Origin of the sequence: Streptomonospora wellingtoniae, assembly GCF_031845375.1 — a bacterium.
GTDB classification, from domain to species: domain Bacteria; phylum Actinomycetota; class Actinomycetes; order Streptosporangiales; family Streptosporangiaceae; genus Streptomonospora; species Streptomonospora wellingtoniae.
In genome coordinates this window covers 33,179-48,235 of the sequence record NZ_JAVREK010000025.1, presented here as the reverse complement: position 1 = coordinate 48,235, position 15,057 = coordinate 33,179, and the positions used below count along the sequence as shown (strand labels likewise).

The following is a 15,057-nucleotide window of genomic DNA, read 5'->3' as shown; positions in this document are numbered from 1 at the left end:
GCGATCGCTCCTTGCTCTTGCCCTCCGGCGCCCGCGTGGAGCGCCGCGCCGCAGGGCCGCCCCGTCGCCGGGGGCCGGTCGGGCGGCGCCGTCCCCGCGCTGCGGCGGCACGGCCCGCGTGGTGCCCTGCGGACTCCTACTCTCGTCCTCTCGTTCCTCGGCCGCTAACCCTCCGCCGCGTCGGCGACGATCCGGTCGGCCCCTTCGCCGATCATCTCGCGGGCGAGCTCGCGCCCCAGTGAGGACGCGGCCGCGACCGCGTCGCCGCCCGTGTCGACCGAGCGCTCGCGCCGCACCTCCTCGCTGCCGTCGGGTGCCACCACGGCGGCGCGCAGACGCAGCCTGCCGTCGTGGACCTCGGCGTAGGCACCGACGGGGGCGGCGCAGCCGGCCTCCAGCTCGGCCAGCACCGTGCGCTCGGCGGTGACGGCCGCACGGGTGGCGGCGTGGTCGACGGCGGCGAGGTAGGCGAGGTCGCCGTCCGCGCGGGAAGCCAGGCACTCCACCGCGAGCGCCCCCTGGCCGGGGGCCGGAAGCATCTGCTCGGGCCCGAAGACGTCGGTGGCGTCGTCGAGGCGGCCGACCCGCGCCAGCCCGGCGTAGGCCAGCACGACGGCGTCGACCTCGCCCTCGGCGATCCGGCCCAGGCGGGTCCCGGCGTTGCCGCGGATGGGAACGTAGGTCAGGTCCGGGCGCAGCGCCGCGAGCTGGGCGACGCGGCGCGGCGAGCCGGTGCCGACGACCGAGCCGGAGGGCAGATCGGAGAACTTGCGTCCGTCGCGGGCGCAGAGCGCGTCGCGCGGGTCGTCGCGATCGGTTATGGCGGCGAGCGCGAGCCCTTCGGCCGGGGCCGTGGGCAGGTCCTTGAGAGAGTGCACCGCGAAGTCGATGCCGCCCGAGAGCAGCTGCTCGCGCAGGCTGTTGACGAAGACGCCGGTGCCGCCGAGCTGGGTGAGGTGGGCCTGGGTGACGTCTCCGTAGCTGGTGATCAGCTCCAGCTCCACCCGCCTGCCCGTGCGCTCGGTGACGGCGTCGGCCACGGTCTGCGACTGGGATGTGGCCATCGGGCTGCGGCGAGTGCCGAGACGGGCCGGGCGGTCGCTCACGGTCACCCCTCCCGCCCCTGCTCGCCGGGCGTGCGCTCGACGCGGCTGACGGCGTCGGCCGTGGCGGGGTCGAGGTCGAACAGCTCGCGCAGCGCGGCCTCGTAGGAATGGCCGTCGGGGCCGGCGGCCAGCTCCTTCACACGCACGGTGGGCTGGTGGAGCAGCTTGTCGACGACGCGGCGCATGGCGTAGGTGACCTCGCCGCGGGTCTTGTCGTCGAGCTCGGGCAGGCGGCCCTCCAGGCGGCTCAACTCCGACTCCATGAGCGTGCGGGCCTTGTCGCGCAGGGCCACAACGGTCGGTGCGACGAGCTCGGCGCGGCGCACGCTCTGGTACTCGTCCACCTCCTCGTCGACGATCCCGCGCACGAGCGAGATGACGCCCGCGCGCTCGGCCGACTCGTCGCCGCGTTCGGCGACCGCCTGGCGGAGGTCTTCGATGTCGACGAGGTCGACGCCCGCCAGCTCGCGCACGCCGGGATCGATGTCGTGGGGCAGCGCGAGGTCCAGGAACACCAGCGGGCGCGCGGTGGATCGGGCCCGCTCGACCCCCTCGCTGTCGAGCACGAGCCCCTGGGCGCCGGTGCAGGAGATCACCAGGTCGACGTCGGACAGGACCTCGGCTGCGGAGTCGAAGGGCACGGCGCGGCTGCGGATGGGCTCGTAGGCCTCGGTCAGGCACTCGGCCAGGCGCTCGGCGCGCTCGTGCGTGCGGTTGGCGACGGTCACCTGTCCGGCACCCTGGCGGGCCACGGTGTTGGCGGCGAGCGCACTCATCGACCCGGCGCCCAGGACGAGCACACGCAGGCCGGTCAGCGGTCGGGGGTGCGGCGTCGCGGCGCCGACCTCGTCGGCGGGGTCGCCGGACTCGGCGAAGCCCGCGGCGGGGCAGGCGGCGGCCGCTGCCTCCGACGCGGAGGCCGCCTCGGGGGCGGGCGCGCCGATCCGGCGCAACGCGACGTCCAGGCCCAGGCCGACCATGTCGGCGCCGGCGTGGTCGAGGTGGGTGTCGGTGTGGGCGCGCTTGCCCACACGCAGCGCCCGCTGACCGAGGTCGTTGAGGACGCGGCCGAGGGTGCCGGCCTGCTGGGCGTCCTTGATCGCGTTGCGCACCTGGCCGAGGATCTGGCCCTCGCCCACGACCATGGAGTCCAGCCCGCAGGTGACGGAGAAGAGGTGCTGGACGGCGCGTTCCTCGTAGTGGACGTAGGCGTGCCGGGTCAGTTCGCTGAGGGGGACGCCGGTGTGCCAGGAAAGGAGCTCGGTGACAGCCGCCATGGCCGGGTGGAACTTCTCGACGTCGGCGTAGATCTCGGTGCGGTTGCACGTCGAGACCATCAGCACCTCGTTGACCGAGGGCGCCGAGGCCATCTCGGACATGACCTTCAGCCGCGCCTGCCCCTCCAAGGCGACGCGCTCCAGTAGCGCCACGGGTGAGCTTCGGTGGCTCACTCCTACGGCGAGGACACTCATCTGCACTCCAATGCGGGCTGCATCGCGCTGCTCCGTACCTGCGGCGCCTCCCGCACGAGCGGGCGCGCCCTCTGCTGTGGCCCTGCTGCCCCCGGATCCGCCGCGTTCACGCAGGTCCCTTCCCGAACGGGTCAAGGCCGGCGTATCCGTCGGCCTTGCGCTGTTCGTGGAAGGCCAGGATCTGCAGCTCGATCGACAAGTCGACCTTACGCACATCGACGCCCGGAGGCACATTGAGTACCACCGGCGCGAAATTGAGCACACTGGTCACTCCGGCCTGGACGAAGCGGTCGCAGACCTCCTGGGCCGCCCCCGCCGGCGTCGCGATCACCCCGATCGCGACGTTCTCTCTGCCGACAACGTCCTCCAGCATGTCGATATGCCCGACCGACAGCCCCGCCACGGTGTCCCCGAGCGCGCCGGTATCGGCGTCGAGCAGGGCCGCGATGCGGAACCCGCGGGTACCGAACCCCCCGTAGTTGGCCAGTGCGCGGCCCAGGTTGCCGACTCCGACGATGGCCACCGACCAGTCCTGGGTGAGACCAAGCTCACGCGATATCTGATAAATGAGGTACTCGACCTCGTATCCGACGCCGCGGGTCCCGTATGAGCCCAGGTGCGAGAGGTCCTTGCGCAGCTTGGCCGAGTTCACGCCGGTGGTCTCCGCCAGGTGCTCGGAGGAGACCGTGAGGATGCCGCGGTCGTCGAGCGCCTGGAGCGCGCGCAGGTACACGGGAAGGCGTGCGACGGTCGCCTCCGGGATTCCCCGCTCGCGGGGCCGTGGTTCAGGGGGGGTCACTGGCGTGCGCTCCTGGACGGCGATCGTCGCTGCCGGATCGAACGGCCCGGCCGCCATGGGCCGCGGCGGCCCCGCGGGCTCGGTCGCCATCCCCGGCCGGACTGGACTTGCGCCCTCAGATTACGCCCTTGTGAATACGCGCACAAAGTGGGGTGCCAGCCCTCGGGAGGGACCGTGTCGGCCCACCTCCCCGGGCTTGTACGCAGACGGGACTCCGCCGCCGGCGGGCCGTACGCGCGGGTCAGCGCCTCGCGCAGCCGCCGCTCGTCGACCCGCCAGAAGTCGTGCCGAGCGCCGTCGACGAAGGTCACCGGGATCTTGTCCCAGTAGTCGTCGCGCTCGGCCTGCGGTGCCGCGTCGAGGTCGCGCACCTCCACCGAGGCGCCCACCTCGGCGCAGACGCGCTCGATGACCCCGAGCGCCTCATCGCAAAGATGGCAGCCGGACCTGCCCAGCATGGTCACCGTGCGCCCGGCGGCCGCGCCGCCCGCGCCATCGGCCATTCCCCTCTCCCTTCTCGCCACTGTGTCCGCGATCCCGCCGGCGCTCAGCCGCCGGCGAAGGGCGGCAACACCTCGATGACATATCCCTCGTTCAGCGGCACTCCGGCGTGTGGACGCGCGCCCACGGGGTATTCGTCGACAACGAACGACGAGCGGTCGAGCACCCGCAGCAGCCGCTCGTCATCGCTATGGGCGGTACGCACCGACTCCAGCACTTCGGCCAGGGTCGAACCGGTCACCGGCTCCTCGGACTTTCCTGCGGCTTCTTTGGCCGCGGCCCAGTACCGGATGGTTCCGTTCGCCATCGGTTGATTATCCTTGTTGGTCTCGGAGGCAATCACTTCATTATTTCTCCGCCGGGGGCAATGGGGCCTTCGACCACCGCATTGCGCGGGTTGACGGGAAGAGACGCATGAGTCATCTGCTCCTACTCACGAACTCCAACGAACCGTCGGATCATGTTCTGCCCGCCCTCGGACTGCTGCTGCACTCGGTCCGGGTCTCGCCGGCCGAGGCAGGGGCGCTGCTCACCACCGGGCCCGACCGCTCGTCCAACCAGCCCGTCGACGCCATTCTCGTCGACGCCCGCAGCGACCTCGCATCGGCGCGCAACCTCTGCCGCCTGCTCGACACCACAGGGCTCGACTGCCCGCTGATCGCGGTCCTCACCGAGGGCGGCCTTGCCGCGCTCACACCCGACTGGCAGGTGCGCGACTTCCTGCTCACCACGGCAGGTCCCGCCGAGGTGGAGGCACGGCTGCGGTTGGCCGTCGGCCAGGCCGACGTCGGCTCCGACGACCCCGACGAGATCCGCCGCGGCGACCTGGTCATCGACGAGGCCACCTACATCGCCCGCCTGCGCGGCCGCATCCTCGACCTCACGTTCAAGGAGTTCGAGCTGCTGAAGTTCCTCGCCCAGCACCCGGGCCGGGTCTTCACCCGCGCGCAGCTACTCCAGGAGGTGTGGGGCTACGACTACTTCGGCGGCACACGCACCATCGACGTGCATGTCCGGCGGTTGCGCGCCAAGCTGGGCAGCGAGTACGAGTCGCTGATCGGCACCGTGCGCAACGTCGGCTACCGCTTCGTGCCCGACACCGCGGCCCGCTCGTCGACGGGAGCGGAGACCGCGGCGCATCCGGAGGAGGACGCCGCCGCTGCGGCCGCGCCCCACGGCTGACCGGGCGGCGGCGTGCGCCCGGTGCCGCCGCCCGGCGGGCGGCGGCACGGGACGCGGACGGGCGCCGGCGGACGGCGTGGCCGATGCGCCCGGCCGTGCCCGGAACCTGCGGACGCGCCGTGAATCGTCGCCGCACCGGTCTCGTCCCGACGCTCCCGATTGTTTAGGATGCGAGGCAGTCGGCGTGCAGTGACCGCTCCCATGCTCCCCGTGGTCACCGTGCCGATCTCCGCCACCGCGGCGTCCCGACCAAGGAGGCCACGCCCATGCCCAGCGGAAAGCGGCTCCCGCCCGCCCGCTACGCCCTGCCGTTGCGCCTGGCCGCCGCGATCCCCCTCGGCACGCTCTTCGTCGGCTCCGGCCTGGTGGGACTGCCCGGCCCGGCCGCGGCCGCCTCCGACCCCGCAGCGCCCGTGCTCTCCTTCGACCCCGCGGCGGTGGCGGTCGAACCCGGCGAGACCGCCGAGACCGTCCTGCGCATCGATCCGGGCGATGCCGAAGGCACGGTCTGCCTGTACGACCTGATCCTCAGCAACGCCGGTTTTTCGGCTTCGGGCCCCGACCGGGCGACGCCCCCCGCCACCGCTGAGATCAGCGGACAGACCGGGAAGCAGGCCGACGTCCGCGCGTCGATCGCCTACACCGAGGTCGAGGAGAACGCGCCCTGCCCCGAGGAGCCGGACGAACTGCTGAAGTCCACCACCCAGGACGCATTCGCGGTGACCGTCGAGTCGGAGTCGCCCGACCCTTCTCCCACCACGTCGCCCGACCCCGAACCCACTCCCTCACCGACCGGCTCGCCCGACCCTTCGCCGACCGGCTCGCCCGACCCCTCACCGACCGGCTCGCCCGACCCCTCACCGACCGGCTCCGCCGACCCCTCACCGACCGGCTCCGCCGACCCCTCCCCCAGCCCCACGGGCCCGGGCCCCACCTCCAGCGCGACGGGCGGGAACCAGGACGGTGACGGCGGCGGCCCGGAGCCGGAATCCGGCGACGGCGGTGGCGGCGGCTCCTCGAACGGAGGATCGGACGGCTCCTCCGGGAGCGACTCCGGGGGATCCGGGGGCGGCGGCGCCACGGCCCCGCCGCACAGCCCGGTGAGCACCGGCGGCGAATCCGACCCCGGCGCAGGCGCCGGGGCCGACCTGCCGGAGCTTCCCACAGGCGCCCCCGACCTGCCCGGGCTCGACTCCCCTTCGGAGGACGGCCCTCTGGCCGACCTGCCCTCGGTCGAGCCCGGCGAGCGCGACTCCGCAGGCACCACCGAGGTCGCCGCGCGCGAGCAGGCCCCCGCCTCGATGGTCACGCCCGCCGTGCTCGTGCTGTTCCTGGTCCTGCTGCTGCTGTTCTCCACGCCGCTGGCCCCTTCCCGGCGCGTGCGCATCGGCCCGAGCACCTACAAGGGCCGCCGCCGCAGGCACTGACCGCCGCGGGCCGCCGGTCCGGATCGATCCCCGCTCGGCGGACGCGCCGCAGAGGTTCCCACCCGCCGGGCGGGCCGCGCGCTCGGCCGCCCCGGGACTAGGCTCGTGCCATGACCCACGTGCGCACCACCGAGTCCCTGTCGCCCGATGAGGCCGCGGCCGTCGTCGCTCTGGCCGAGGCGGCCGGCGCGCACGACGGTGTGGCGCCGCTCTCCGAGCAGACCCTGCTGCGGGTCCGGCGCGGCGCACCCGCTGGAGCCGCGCGCTTCCACCTGGCCGCGGAGGCGCCCTCGACCGCCGACCCCGCCGCCGGCGGCGGTCCGGCGGGGGGCCTGGCGGGCTTCGCCTTCGCCGCGCGCACCGACGGCGAGCCCGACTCCGCCGAGTTGGTGGTCGCGCCCCAGGCGCGGCGCCGCGGGAACGGCGCCGCGCTGCTGCGCTCGCTGGCCGACGACGCACCCCGCGACGGGCTGCGCGTATGGGCGCACGGCCGCACGGAGGGCGCCGTGGCGCTGGCCCGCACAGCGGGCTGGACCCAGGTGCGCGGGCTGCTGAAGATGCGCAAGCGGATGCGCAGCGACGAGCGCGGTCCTGCCGAGGCGCAGCCCCGCGGCGGCGCGGCGCTGCACGAGCCGGTGCTGCCCGACGCCGTCGGCCGCCAGGTCGTGGTCCGCACGTTCCGGCCGGGCGACGACGAGCAAGCCTGGCTGAAGGCCAACGCCGCCGCGTTCGCCGACCACCCGGAGCAGGGCGGAATGACCCTCGCGGACCTGCGCGAGCGCGAGGAAGAGGACTGGTTCGACCCCGCGGGCTTCTTCGTCGCCGAGGACACCGCCACGGGGGCCATGGCCGGGTTCCACTGGACCAAGGTGCACGCCGACGGCGCCGGGCTGGCCGACGAGGCGGTGGGCGAGGTCTACGCGGTCGGAGTCGACCCGGCCTGGCAGCGCACCGGGTTGGGGCGCGCGCTGACGCTCGTCGGCCTGCGCCACCTGCACGAACGCGGCCTGCCGTGGGTCCTGCTCTACGTCGACGAGGAGAACCGGGCCGCCGTCCGGCTCTACGAGTCGCTGGGGTTCTCCGTTTGGGACGCCGATGTGATGTACGCCGCACAATGAGCCGAGCGCACCGCACACCCGCTTCTACCTGCGATGCCGCAAACACAGGGTGATGGGTCGCACATCCGCGGTGATGCTTCCTGATCACACTCGGCGTGTCGGCGTGACCTGAATGCGGTTCACCCCATAGCCATCGGCGATCCGCCGTTCCTTCGTGCAGTCTCACGCCCCAGTTCACCCTGCGTTCACCCTACTTGGGAGATCTGGTCACTTCGCGTGCCTACCTTCGCATTTGGCGAGGTCATCGACTGGGCTCGCCCAATGGTGACGAAGTCCAGAGGAAGGACATCGGGGCTGTGAAGCTCTCCAAGTACAGCCAGTTCGCGGGGATCGCCCTCGCCGGCGCTCTTGCACTCACCGCCTGCGGCAGCGACCAGGCGGTCGACCCCCAGAACCAGCAGGCCGCCGGTGACGTGGACTGCGTCGACGGCGGCGGCACACTCTCGGGGGCGGGCGCCAGTTCCCAGGAGAATGCGATGGCGGCGTGGAAGGCGGCATGGGAGGGCGCCTGCGCGGAATCGATCGTGCAGTACGACTCCGTGGGCTCCGGCGCCGGCCGCGAGCAGTTCATCAGCGGCGGCGTGTCCTTCGCCGGCTCCGACGCGGCGCTGGACGAGAACGAGACCAAGGACGCCACCGAGCGCTGCAACGGCTCCGAGGTCGTCAACCTCCCCGCCTACATCGCGCCCATCGCGGTTGCGTTCAACCTCGACGGCGTCGACTCGCTCGACATGAGCCCCGAGGTCATCGCGCAGATCTTCGACCAGAAGATCACCAAGTGGAACGATGAGGCGATCGCCGAACTCAACCCCGACGCCGACCTGCCCGACCAGGAGATCGTCCCGGTCAACCGCGCCGACGAGTCGGGCACCACCGAGAACTTCGCCGCCTACCTCTCCGAGGCCGCCGGCGGCTCCTGGCCGCACGAGGTCAGCGGCAACTGGCCGATCGAGCCGGTCGAGGCGGCCCAGGGCTCCAGCGGCGTCACCCAGGCCGTCGAAGGCGGCCAGGGCACCATCACCTACGTCGACGCCTCGCACGTCGGAGAACTGGGCACCGTGAACGTCGGAGTCGGCGAGGAGTTCGTCGAGTACAGCCCCGATGCCGCCGCCGCCATCGTCGACGCCTCCGACCCCCGCGAGGACAACACGGAGAACGACCACGCGATCGACCTCGACTACACCACCGACGAGGCCGGTGTCTACCCGATCGTCCTGGTCTCCTACCACATCGCCTGCATGGAGTACCAGGAGCAGACCGACGCCGACCTGGTCAAGAGCTTCCTGAGCTACGTGGTCAGCGAGGAGGGCCAGCAGGCCGCGGCCGACGAGGCCGGCTCCGCGCCGATCAGCCAGGACACCCGGGAAACCCTGCTGGGCACCATCGAGAAGATCTCCGCGGGCTCCTGATCGCCGTTTCGCAGACCTCCTCCGCCGTGGCGGGGCGCGCAGAGTGCGGGCCCCGCCGTCGGCGGTTTCGGCATGTCCGGGGCGCGCATACTCCCACGGCGGACTACACCGGACCGCGTTCCGGGCCGTCCCGCGACGACCAGCACAATGACTTCCGGCGGCGCGTGCCGGCACGGTCGGCCTGCGCTCCATTCGCCCGGTGGCGATCCATGACCGAATTCGACCGGAGCCTTACATGACAACCACGGACTCGTCTCAGACGGCCGGCGCCCCCAAGGGCAAACGCCGACTGGGCGACCTCGTCTTCGCCAATTCCGCTCGCGGGGCGGGGCTGCTGATCCTGGCGATCCTGGCGGGTGTCGCCGTCTTCCTGATCGTGCAGTCCCTCAGCTCAATCACGGCCAACGAGGCCAACTTCTTCACCAGCACCGAATGGAGCCCCGAGGCCGGCCCGGGTGAATCGGTGCGGTTCGGTGTCGCCTCGCTGGCCTTCGGCACCGTCCTCGCGGCGCTGATCGCCCTGGTGATTGCCACGCCGATCGCCATCGGGATCGCACTGTTCATCGTCTACTACGCCCCGCGCCGCCTCGCCGCCCTGCTGGGCTACGTGGTGGACCTGCTGGCGGCCATCCCCAGCGTCGTCTACGGCCTGTGGGGCCTGATCTACCTCACCCAGGAACTCCAGCCCTTCTACCGGTTCCTGACCGACTATCTGGGCTGGATCCCGCTGTTCGCAGGTCCGGTCTCCTCCACCGGCCGGACCATGCTCAGCGCGGGCATCGTGCTCGCCGTGATGATCCTGCCGATCATCACGGCGATGTCGCGCGACGTGTTCGCCCAGGTCCCCCAGGCCCACCGCGAGGCCGCGCTGGCGCTGGGCGCGACGCGCTGGGAGATGATCCGCATCGCGGTGCTGCCCTTCGGCCGGCCCGGCGTCATCGGCGGCGCCATGCTCGGCATGGGCCGGGCGCTCGGCGAGACGATGGCTGTCGCGATGATCCTCTCCCCGTCGCTGGTCATCTCCCCCTTCCTGCTGCAGAGCGGCAACCAGACCATCGCCGCGCACATCGCGCTGCAGTACCCGGAGGCGACGGGCACCGGCGTCTCCGCGCTCATCGCCGCCGGCCTGGTCCTCTTCGCGATCACCCTGGCCGTGAACATGGCCGCCCGCTTCGTCGTCTCGCGGCGCAAGGAGTTCACCGAATGACCACCACGACCGAGCAGACCGCCACCGGCAGCCCCGGCGACGGGCCGAACCTGAAGGCGACGGGCCTCTACACCCGGACCCTGCCGCCGTACTTCCCGTTCGCCCTGCTCGCGGGATGCCTGATCGTCGTCGCGGGCGCCTTCCACCTTCTCGGCGCCTTCCACCCGGTACCGGTCGCCGTGGTGGCGGGAATCGCCTACCTTGCGTCGATCGCGGCCGTCTCGGCGACGGTGGAGAACGGGCGCCGGGCGGCCGACCGGCTCGTGACCGGCATCGTCTACTGCTGCTTCATCGTCGCCATGGTGCCGCTGGTTTCGCTCCTGGCGACCGTGCTGGTCTACGGGATCAAGCGGTTCGACCTGTACTTCCTCAGCGTCTCCATGAACGGCGTCATCCCCAGCATGGACGCCGGCGGCGTCTACCACGCCATCGTGGGCACGCTGGTGATCACCGGCGTCGCCACCGCGATCTCCGTACCGGTCGGGCTGATGACGGCCGTCTACGTCGTCGAGTACGGGCGCGGCCGCCTCAAGCAGGCCATCACGTTCTTCGTCGACGTCATGACCGGAATCCCCTCGATCGTCGCGGGCCTCTTCGTGGTGGCCCTGTGGATCCTGCTCTTCGGTCCGGGCAACACCAACGGCCTGGCCGGCGCGATCGCCCTCTCGGTGCTGATGATCCCCGTCGTGGTGCGCTCCAGCGAGGAGATGCTGCGGCTGGTCCCCAACGAACTGCGCGAGGCCTCCTACGCGCTCGGGGTGCCCAAGTGGCTGACCATCGTGAAGGTCGTGCTGCCCACCGCGGTGGCCGGGCTGACCACGGGAATCATCCTCGCTCTGGCCCGCGTTATCGGGGAGACGGCGCCGCTGATCCTCACTGCCGGAATGGCCTCGACCCGGATCAACGCCAACCCGGTGGACGGCGACATGATGAGCCTGCCGGTCTACATCTACAAGGCGGTCCGCGACATGGGCCTCTCGGGCCAAGCCGGAGCCTACGCCGAGGAGCGCGCGTGGGCGGCGGCGCTGACCCTGATCCTGGTGGTCATGCTGCTGTTCCTCGCGGCACGCCTGGTGTCGCGCTTCTTCTCTCCCCACACCCGGTGACGCCGCACCCGACACGACCACCACGTTCAACCTGACTCACCTGAGGATTCTCCAGTGGCCAAGCGAATCGACGTCTCCGACCTGAACGTCTACTACGGCGACTTCAAGGCGGTCGAGGACGTGACCATGACCGTCGAGCCCCGCTCGGTGACCGCCTTCATCGGCTCGTCGGGCTGCGGCAAGTCGACGTTCCTGCGCACCCTCAACCGCATGCACGAGGTCACCCCCGGCGCCCGCGTCCAGGGCAAGGTGATGCTGGACAACCTGGACGTCTACGACCCGTCCGTCGACCCCGTCGCCGTGCGGCGCGAGATCGGCATGGTGTTCCAGCGCGCCAACCCGTTCCCGACGATGTCCATCTACGACAACGTGATCGCCGGGGCGAAGCTGAACAACCAGCGGATGAACAAGCGCCGCGCCGACGAGATCGTCGAGCGGTCGCTTCGCGACGCCAACCTCTGGGAGGAGGTCAAGGACCGGCTGAACAAGCCGGGAGCGGGCCTCTCCGGCGGCCAGCAGCAGCGGCTGTGCATCGCCCGCGCCACCGCGGTCGAGCCGACCGTGCTGCTCATGGACGAGCCGTGCTCGGCGCTGGACCCGATCTCCACGCTGGCGATCGAGGACCTGATCGCCAAGCTCAAGGAGAACTACACGATCGTGATCGTCACGCACAACATGCAGCAGGCCGCTCGCGTCAGCGACCGCACGGCCTTCTTCAACCTGGCGGGCACCGGCCAGCCGGGACGGCTGATCGAGATGGGCGACACCAACAAGATCTTCACCAAGCCGGACAAGAAGGAGACCGAGAACTACATCACCGGCCGCTTCGGGTAGGCGCGCAGGGATCGCTGCCGGCGGGCTCCGGCGGGGCGGGGCTCCGCCGGAGCCCGCCCGCCGTCCGCGCCCGGATCGCCCCAGACCCCCGAACCCGCCGATCTTGTAGCCATCGTGAAGGAAATCGCTTTCCATTTGCGATGGCTAAAAAATTGGCGGTGCTGCGCCGGCTCGGCCAGCCGGTCAGGTCGGCAACGCGGTGCTCAGCAGCACGTAGGCCGCGCCGGCCACCACGGCCGCGCCGGGCACCGTGGCCAGCCAGACGAGCACGATGTCGCCCGCCACGCCCCAGCGCACCGCCGACAGTCGGCGCGTGGCGCCCACACCCACGATCGCCGAGGTGATCAGGTGGGTGTTGGAGATCGGCACCTGCCAGATGAACGAGGTCGCGTAGGAGACCGCGGCAACGGTGCTCTCGGCGGCGAAGCCGCGGGGCGCGTCGAGCTGGATCACCCGACGGCCCAGCGTCCGCATGATGCGCCAGCCGCCGGTCAGCGTGCCCAGCGCCATGGCGCCCGCAGCGGCGCACACCGTCCACAGCGGAACGTCGTAGGTGTCCTGGTAGCCGGTCGTGACCAGGGCGAGCACCACGACGCCCATGGTCTTCTGCGCGTCCTGCAGCCCGTGGCCCAGCGCCATGGCGGCCGCGGAGGCGCTCTGAGCGATCTTGAACCCGCGGGTGATGCGCCGCACGTTGGTCCTGCGGAAAAGCCACAGGATCGCCAGCATCGCCGCGTAGCCGAGCAACCCGCCGATCAGCGGCGAGGCGATCATCGGCAGGACGAAGTCCGACGCCACGCCGCCCCACTCCACTGTGGTCGCCGAGGCCATCGCCGCGCCGATCATCCCGCCCACCAGGGCGTGGGAGGACGACGAGGGCATGCCCTTGTACCAGGTGGCCACATTCCAGGTGATCGCGCCGACCAGCGCCGCGAGCAGCACGGCCGCCCCGCCGGCGCCCTCGGGCGGGTGGATGATGTCGCGGCTGATGGTGCGGGCGACCCCCTCGCCGAGGAAGGCCCCGATCACGTTCATGACCGCCGCCATGATCACGGCGGCGCGCGGGCCGAGCGTCCGCGTCGAGACGGCGGTCGCCAGGGAGTTGGAGGCGTCGTGGAAGCCGTTGGTGTAAGCGAATACGAGGGCGGCGAGGAGGACGGCGCCCAGAGTCACGGAGTCGAGTGGCACGTCAAAGCCAAGCGTACGGTCGCGGGTGCGGCGGGGAGGTCAGGATTCCTTCACCGCGATGCTCTCGACCGTGTTGGCGACGTGTTCGAATGCATCGGCGGCGGTCTCCAGTTCCTCGATGACGTCCTTCAGCTTGAGTACGGTGAGGGCGTCGTACTCCCCGCTGAACAGCTTGGCCAGCAGGCGGCGGTAGATCTGGTCGGCCTGGTTCTCCAGCTGGTTGATCTCGATCCAGTAGCGAGTGAGGTCCTTCATCGAGCGCAGCCGGGGCATCGCCTCGGCTGTCAGCTCGGCCGCGCGCTCCAGAACCTCGATCTGGTCGATGATTCCCTTGGGAAGGCGGTCGAGGCCGTAGAGACCGACCAGGTCGACGGCGGCGTCCATGGAGTCCATGACGTCGTCCAGAGACGACGCCAACCGGTAGATGTCCTCGCGGTCGAAAGGGGTCACGAAGCTCTCGTTGAGCCTCCGCATGATCGCGTGGGTGCGCTCGTCGCCGGCGTGCTCGCAGGCGCGCATCTTCTCGGCGATGGCATCGCGGTCAGCGCCCTCGCTGATGAGCTCCACCAGCAGGCGTGCGGCGATGACGAGGTTGTTCGCGGAGTCGGCGAACATCTCGAAGTAGCTGTCATCACGCGGGGTCAGGCGCAGACGCACATCTATCTCCCGAAGTGCGGTGATCGTCCTCAGGGATGTTATGGGCACCAGTCCGGCACGGGGGCCGCGGCTGCACGGCAGACGCGACCGCGCGGCGCCCCCGTACCACGACCCGGGGGCGGCTGGTGTCCCTTGTTCAGTTGGACCGCGTCAGCGGCTGAGAAAGCCGACGTAGTGGAGCATTCATCCTATCCTCGCCGCCCCGGCGCACCGCTGAGCGCCGTCTGCGACCCCGGTATCCGACACCTCGGGAGAGGACCCCGCGGACGCGACGCGAATCACATGCGGGCGGACGCGGTGCCCGCCGCCCGTTCCGCCGCGTCACCGCTGCGGAACGGTGTGTTCATGCCCTGGTCCCCGTGTCGTCCCTCGACCGACAGTTTCCCTGGGTCCGGGAGATTCGGCAACCTTTCGTGCCCGAAGCCGCCGCCCTCGGGTGACGGCCGGACCCGGGCCGGGACGCCCGGTCCCCGCGGCCGCTGCACGGCCGACCGCGCGGGCGCGACCGCCGCGGGCATGGCGCGCCCCGGGCTGCCTATCCTCGGGTTCATGCCCGCCAAGCCCACGGCCGCCCAGCGGCGCCACGCCGCGCTGCGCGCGGGCCTCGACACCCAGCTCGCCGCGCTCGGCGAGGCGCCCTACTCCGGCCGCGACCGCCCCGCGCTCGTCCTCGCCGCCTGCGCCGAGGCCGTGCTGCGCGCACGCCACGCCGGAGCCGCCCCCGAGCGGGCCGCCGTCAAGGCGGCGGTGCGCGGCACGCTGGCCGAGCTGGCCGAGCGCGCGCCCGGCCACAGCCTGGAGGTGCGGGTACCGCCCTATGGAGCCGTACAGGTCGTCGAAGGGCCCCGGCACACCCGCGGCACGCCTCCCGGCGTCGTCGAGACCGACCCGCTGACCTGGCTCGAACTGGCGGTCGGTACGACCACGTGGCAGGAGGCCGTGGACGCGGGCGCCGTCAGCGCGAGCGGCGTCCGGGCCGATCTCGCGCCGCTGCTGCCGCTGTGGCCTCCCCGCGCCCCGGTGGACGCAGCTCCGGTGGTCAGCGACTAAG

Annotated in this window: 14 protein-coding genes and 1 pseudogene; 8 read left to right on the top strand and 7 right to left on the bottom strand. The window is 71.7% G+C overall.

All coding sequences use genetic code 11. The features are described 5' to 3' along the window. Window positions 1–164 precede the first annotated feature (164 nt). The 5 genes and pseudogenes from hemC to RM446_RS20320 form a co-directional block, all read right to left on the bottom strand. Window positions 165–1,106: a hydroxymethylbilane synthase gene (gene hemC / locus RM446_RS20340; protein ID WP_311546975.1), complete on the bottom strand. Its 942-nt coding sequence runs from the start codon at window positions 1,104–1,106 to the stop codon at window positions 165–167. Between the two features lie 2 nt (window positions 1,107–1,108). Further along, window positions 1,109–2,578, bottom strand: coding sequence for a glutamyl-tRNA reductase (locus RM446_RS20335; protein WP_311546974.1), 1,470 nt, complete (start codon window positions 2,576–2,578; stop codon window positions 1,109–1,111). A gap of 106 nt (window positions 2,579–2,684) precedes the next feature. Continuing rightward, window positions 2,685–3,377, bottom strand: a complete 693-nt coding sequence (locus tag RM446_RS20330) for a redox-sensing transcriptional repressor Rex (RefSeq protein WP_311546973.1) — start codon at window positions 3,375–3,377, stop codon at window positions 2,685–2,687. A 242-nt stretch (window positions 3,378–3,619) separates the two neighbouring features. Beyond that, window positions 3,620–3,880 (bottom strand): annotated as a pseudogene (locus RM446_RS20325) (glutaredoxin family protein); the annotation flags it as partial. A gap of 44 nt (window positions 3,881–3,924) precedes the next feature. Next, window positions 3,925–4,185: a MoaD/ThiS family protein gene (locus RM446_RS20320; RefSeq protein WP_311546972.1), complete on the bottom strand. Its 261-nt coding sequence runs from the start codon at window positions 4,183–4,185 to the stop codon at window positions 3,925–3,927. Window positions 4,186–4,292: 107 nt separating this feature from the next. On the opposite strand from RM446_RS20320, the gene RM446_RS20315 reads away from it, so the two are divergent. From RM446_RS20315 to pstB, 7 genes are all read left to right on the top strand, one after another. Further along, the gene (locus RM446_RS20315; protein ID WP_311546971.1) at window positions 4,293–5,060 is read left to right on the top strand and encodes a winged helix-turn-helix transcriptional regulator; all 768 of its coding nucleotides are present in this window, start codon (window positions 4,293–4,295) and stop codon (window positions 5,058–5,060) included. Window positions 5,061–5,326: 266 nt separating this feature from the next. Continuing rightward, window positions 5,327–6,487, top strand: coding sequence for a hypothetical protein (locus RM446_RS20310; RefSeq protein ID WP_311546970.1), 1,161 nt, complete (start codon window positions 5,327–5,329; stop codon window positions 6,485–6,487). A 110-nt stretch (window positions 6,488–6,597) separates the two neighbouring features. After that, on the top strand, window positions 6,598–7,605 hold the full coding sequence (gene mshD, locus RM446_RS20305) for a mycothiol synthase (protein WP_311546968.1): 1,008 nt from the start codon (window positions 6,598–6,600) through the stop codon (window positions 7,603–7,605). Window positions 7,606–7,901: 296 nt separating this feature from the next. Further along, the gene (gene pstS / locus RM446_RS20300; protein ID WP_311546967.1) at window positions 7,902–9,014 is read left to right on the top strand and encodes a phosphate ABC transporter substrate-binding protein PstS; all 1,113 of its coding nucleotides are present in this window, start codon (window positions 7,902–7,904) and stop codon (window positions 9,012–9,014) included. Window positions 9,015–9,249: 235 nt separating this feature from the next. After that, on the top strand, window positions 9,250–10,221 hold the full coding sequence (pstC, locus tag RM446_RS20295; protein WP_311546966.1) for a phosphate ABC transporter permease subunit PstC: 972 nt from the start codon (window positions 9,250–9,252) through the stop codon (window positions 10,219–10,221). Next, window positions 10,218–11,327, top strand: coding sequence for a phosphate ABC transporter permease PstA (gene pstA, locus RM446_RS20290; RefSeq protein ID WP_311546965.1), 1,110 nt, complete (start codon window positions 10,218–10,220; stop codon window positions 11,325–11,327). The genes pstC and pstA overlap by 4 nt, the downstream gene beginning before the upstream one ends. A 54-nt stretch (window positions 11,328–11,381) precedes the next feature. Continuing rightward, window positions 11,382–12,161, top strand: coding sequence for a phosphate ABC transporter ATP-binding protein PstB (pstB, locus tag RM446_RS20285; RefSeq protein ID WP_311546964.1), 780 nt, complete (start codon window positions 11,382–11,384; stop codon window positions 12,159–12,161). Between the two features lie 183 nt (window positions 12,162–12,344). On the opposite strand, the gene RM446_RS20280 is transcribed toward pstB, so the two are convergent. Both RM446_RS20280 and RM446_RS20275 read right to left on the bottom strand, forming a co-directional pair. Beyond that, the gene (locus RM446_RS20280) at window positions 12,345–13,349 is read right to left on the bottom strand and encodes an inorganic phosphate transporter (RefSeq protein WP_311546963.1); all 1,005 of its coding nucleotides are present in this window, start codon (window positions 13,347–13,349) and stop codon (window positions 12,345–12,347) included. 39 nt (window positions 13,350–13,388) lie between these two features. Next, complete coding sequence (locus tag RM446_RS20275) at window positions 13,389–14,006, bottom strand: DUF47 domain-containing protein (RefSeq protein ID WP_311546962.1); 618 nt, start codon at window positions 14,004–14,006, stop codon at window positions 13,389–13,391. A 549-nt stretch (window positions 14,007–14,555) separates the two neighbouring features. On the opposite strand from RM446_RS20275, the gene RM446_RS20270 reads away from it, so the two are divergent. Further along, window positions 14,556–15,056 (top strand): sterol carrier family protein, encoded by a 501-nt coding sequence (locus RM446_RS20270; RefSeq protein ID WP_311546961.1) that lies wholly within the window; start codon window positions 14,556–14,558, stop codon window positions 15,054–15,056. Window position 15,057: the final 1 nt, after the last annotated feature.

Excerpts from the sequence above, each read along its gene's own strand:
- RM446_RS20335 (WP_311546974.1), bottom strand. The coding sequence starts at position 2,578 with ATGAGTGTCCTCGCCGTAGGAGTGAGCCACCGAAGCTCACCCGTGGCG.
- RM446_RS20320 (WP_311546972.1), bottom strand. The coding sequence starts at position 4,185 with ATGGCGAACGGAACCATCCGGTACTGGGCCGCGGCCAAAGAAGCCGCA.
- RM446_RS20315 (WP_311546971.1), top strand. The coding sequence starts at position 4,293 with ATGAGTCATCTGCTCCTACTCACGAACTCCAACGAACCGTCGGATCAT.
- RM446_RS20310 (WP_311546970.1), top strand. The coding sequence starts at position 5,327 with ATGCCCAGCGGAAAGCGGCTCCCGCCCGCCCGCTACGCCCTGCCGTTG.
- mshD (WP_311546968.1), top strand. The coding sequence starts at position 6,598 with ATGACCCACGTGCGCACCACCGAGTCCCTGTCGCCCGATGAGGCCGCG.
- pstC (WP_311546966.1), top strand. The coding sequence starts at position 9,250 with ATGACAACCACGGACTCGTCTCAGACGGCCGGCGCCCCCAAGGGCAAA.
- pstA (WP_311546965.1), top strand. The coding sequence starts at position 10,218 with ATGACCACCACGACCGAGCAGACCGCCACCGGCAGCCCCGGCGACGGG.
- RM446_RS20270 (WP_311546961.1), top strand. The coding sequence starts at position 14,556 with ATGCCCGCCAAGCCCACGGCCGCCCAGCGGCGCCACGCCGCGCTGCGC.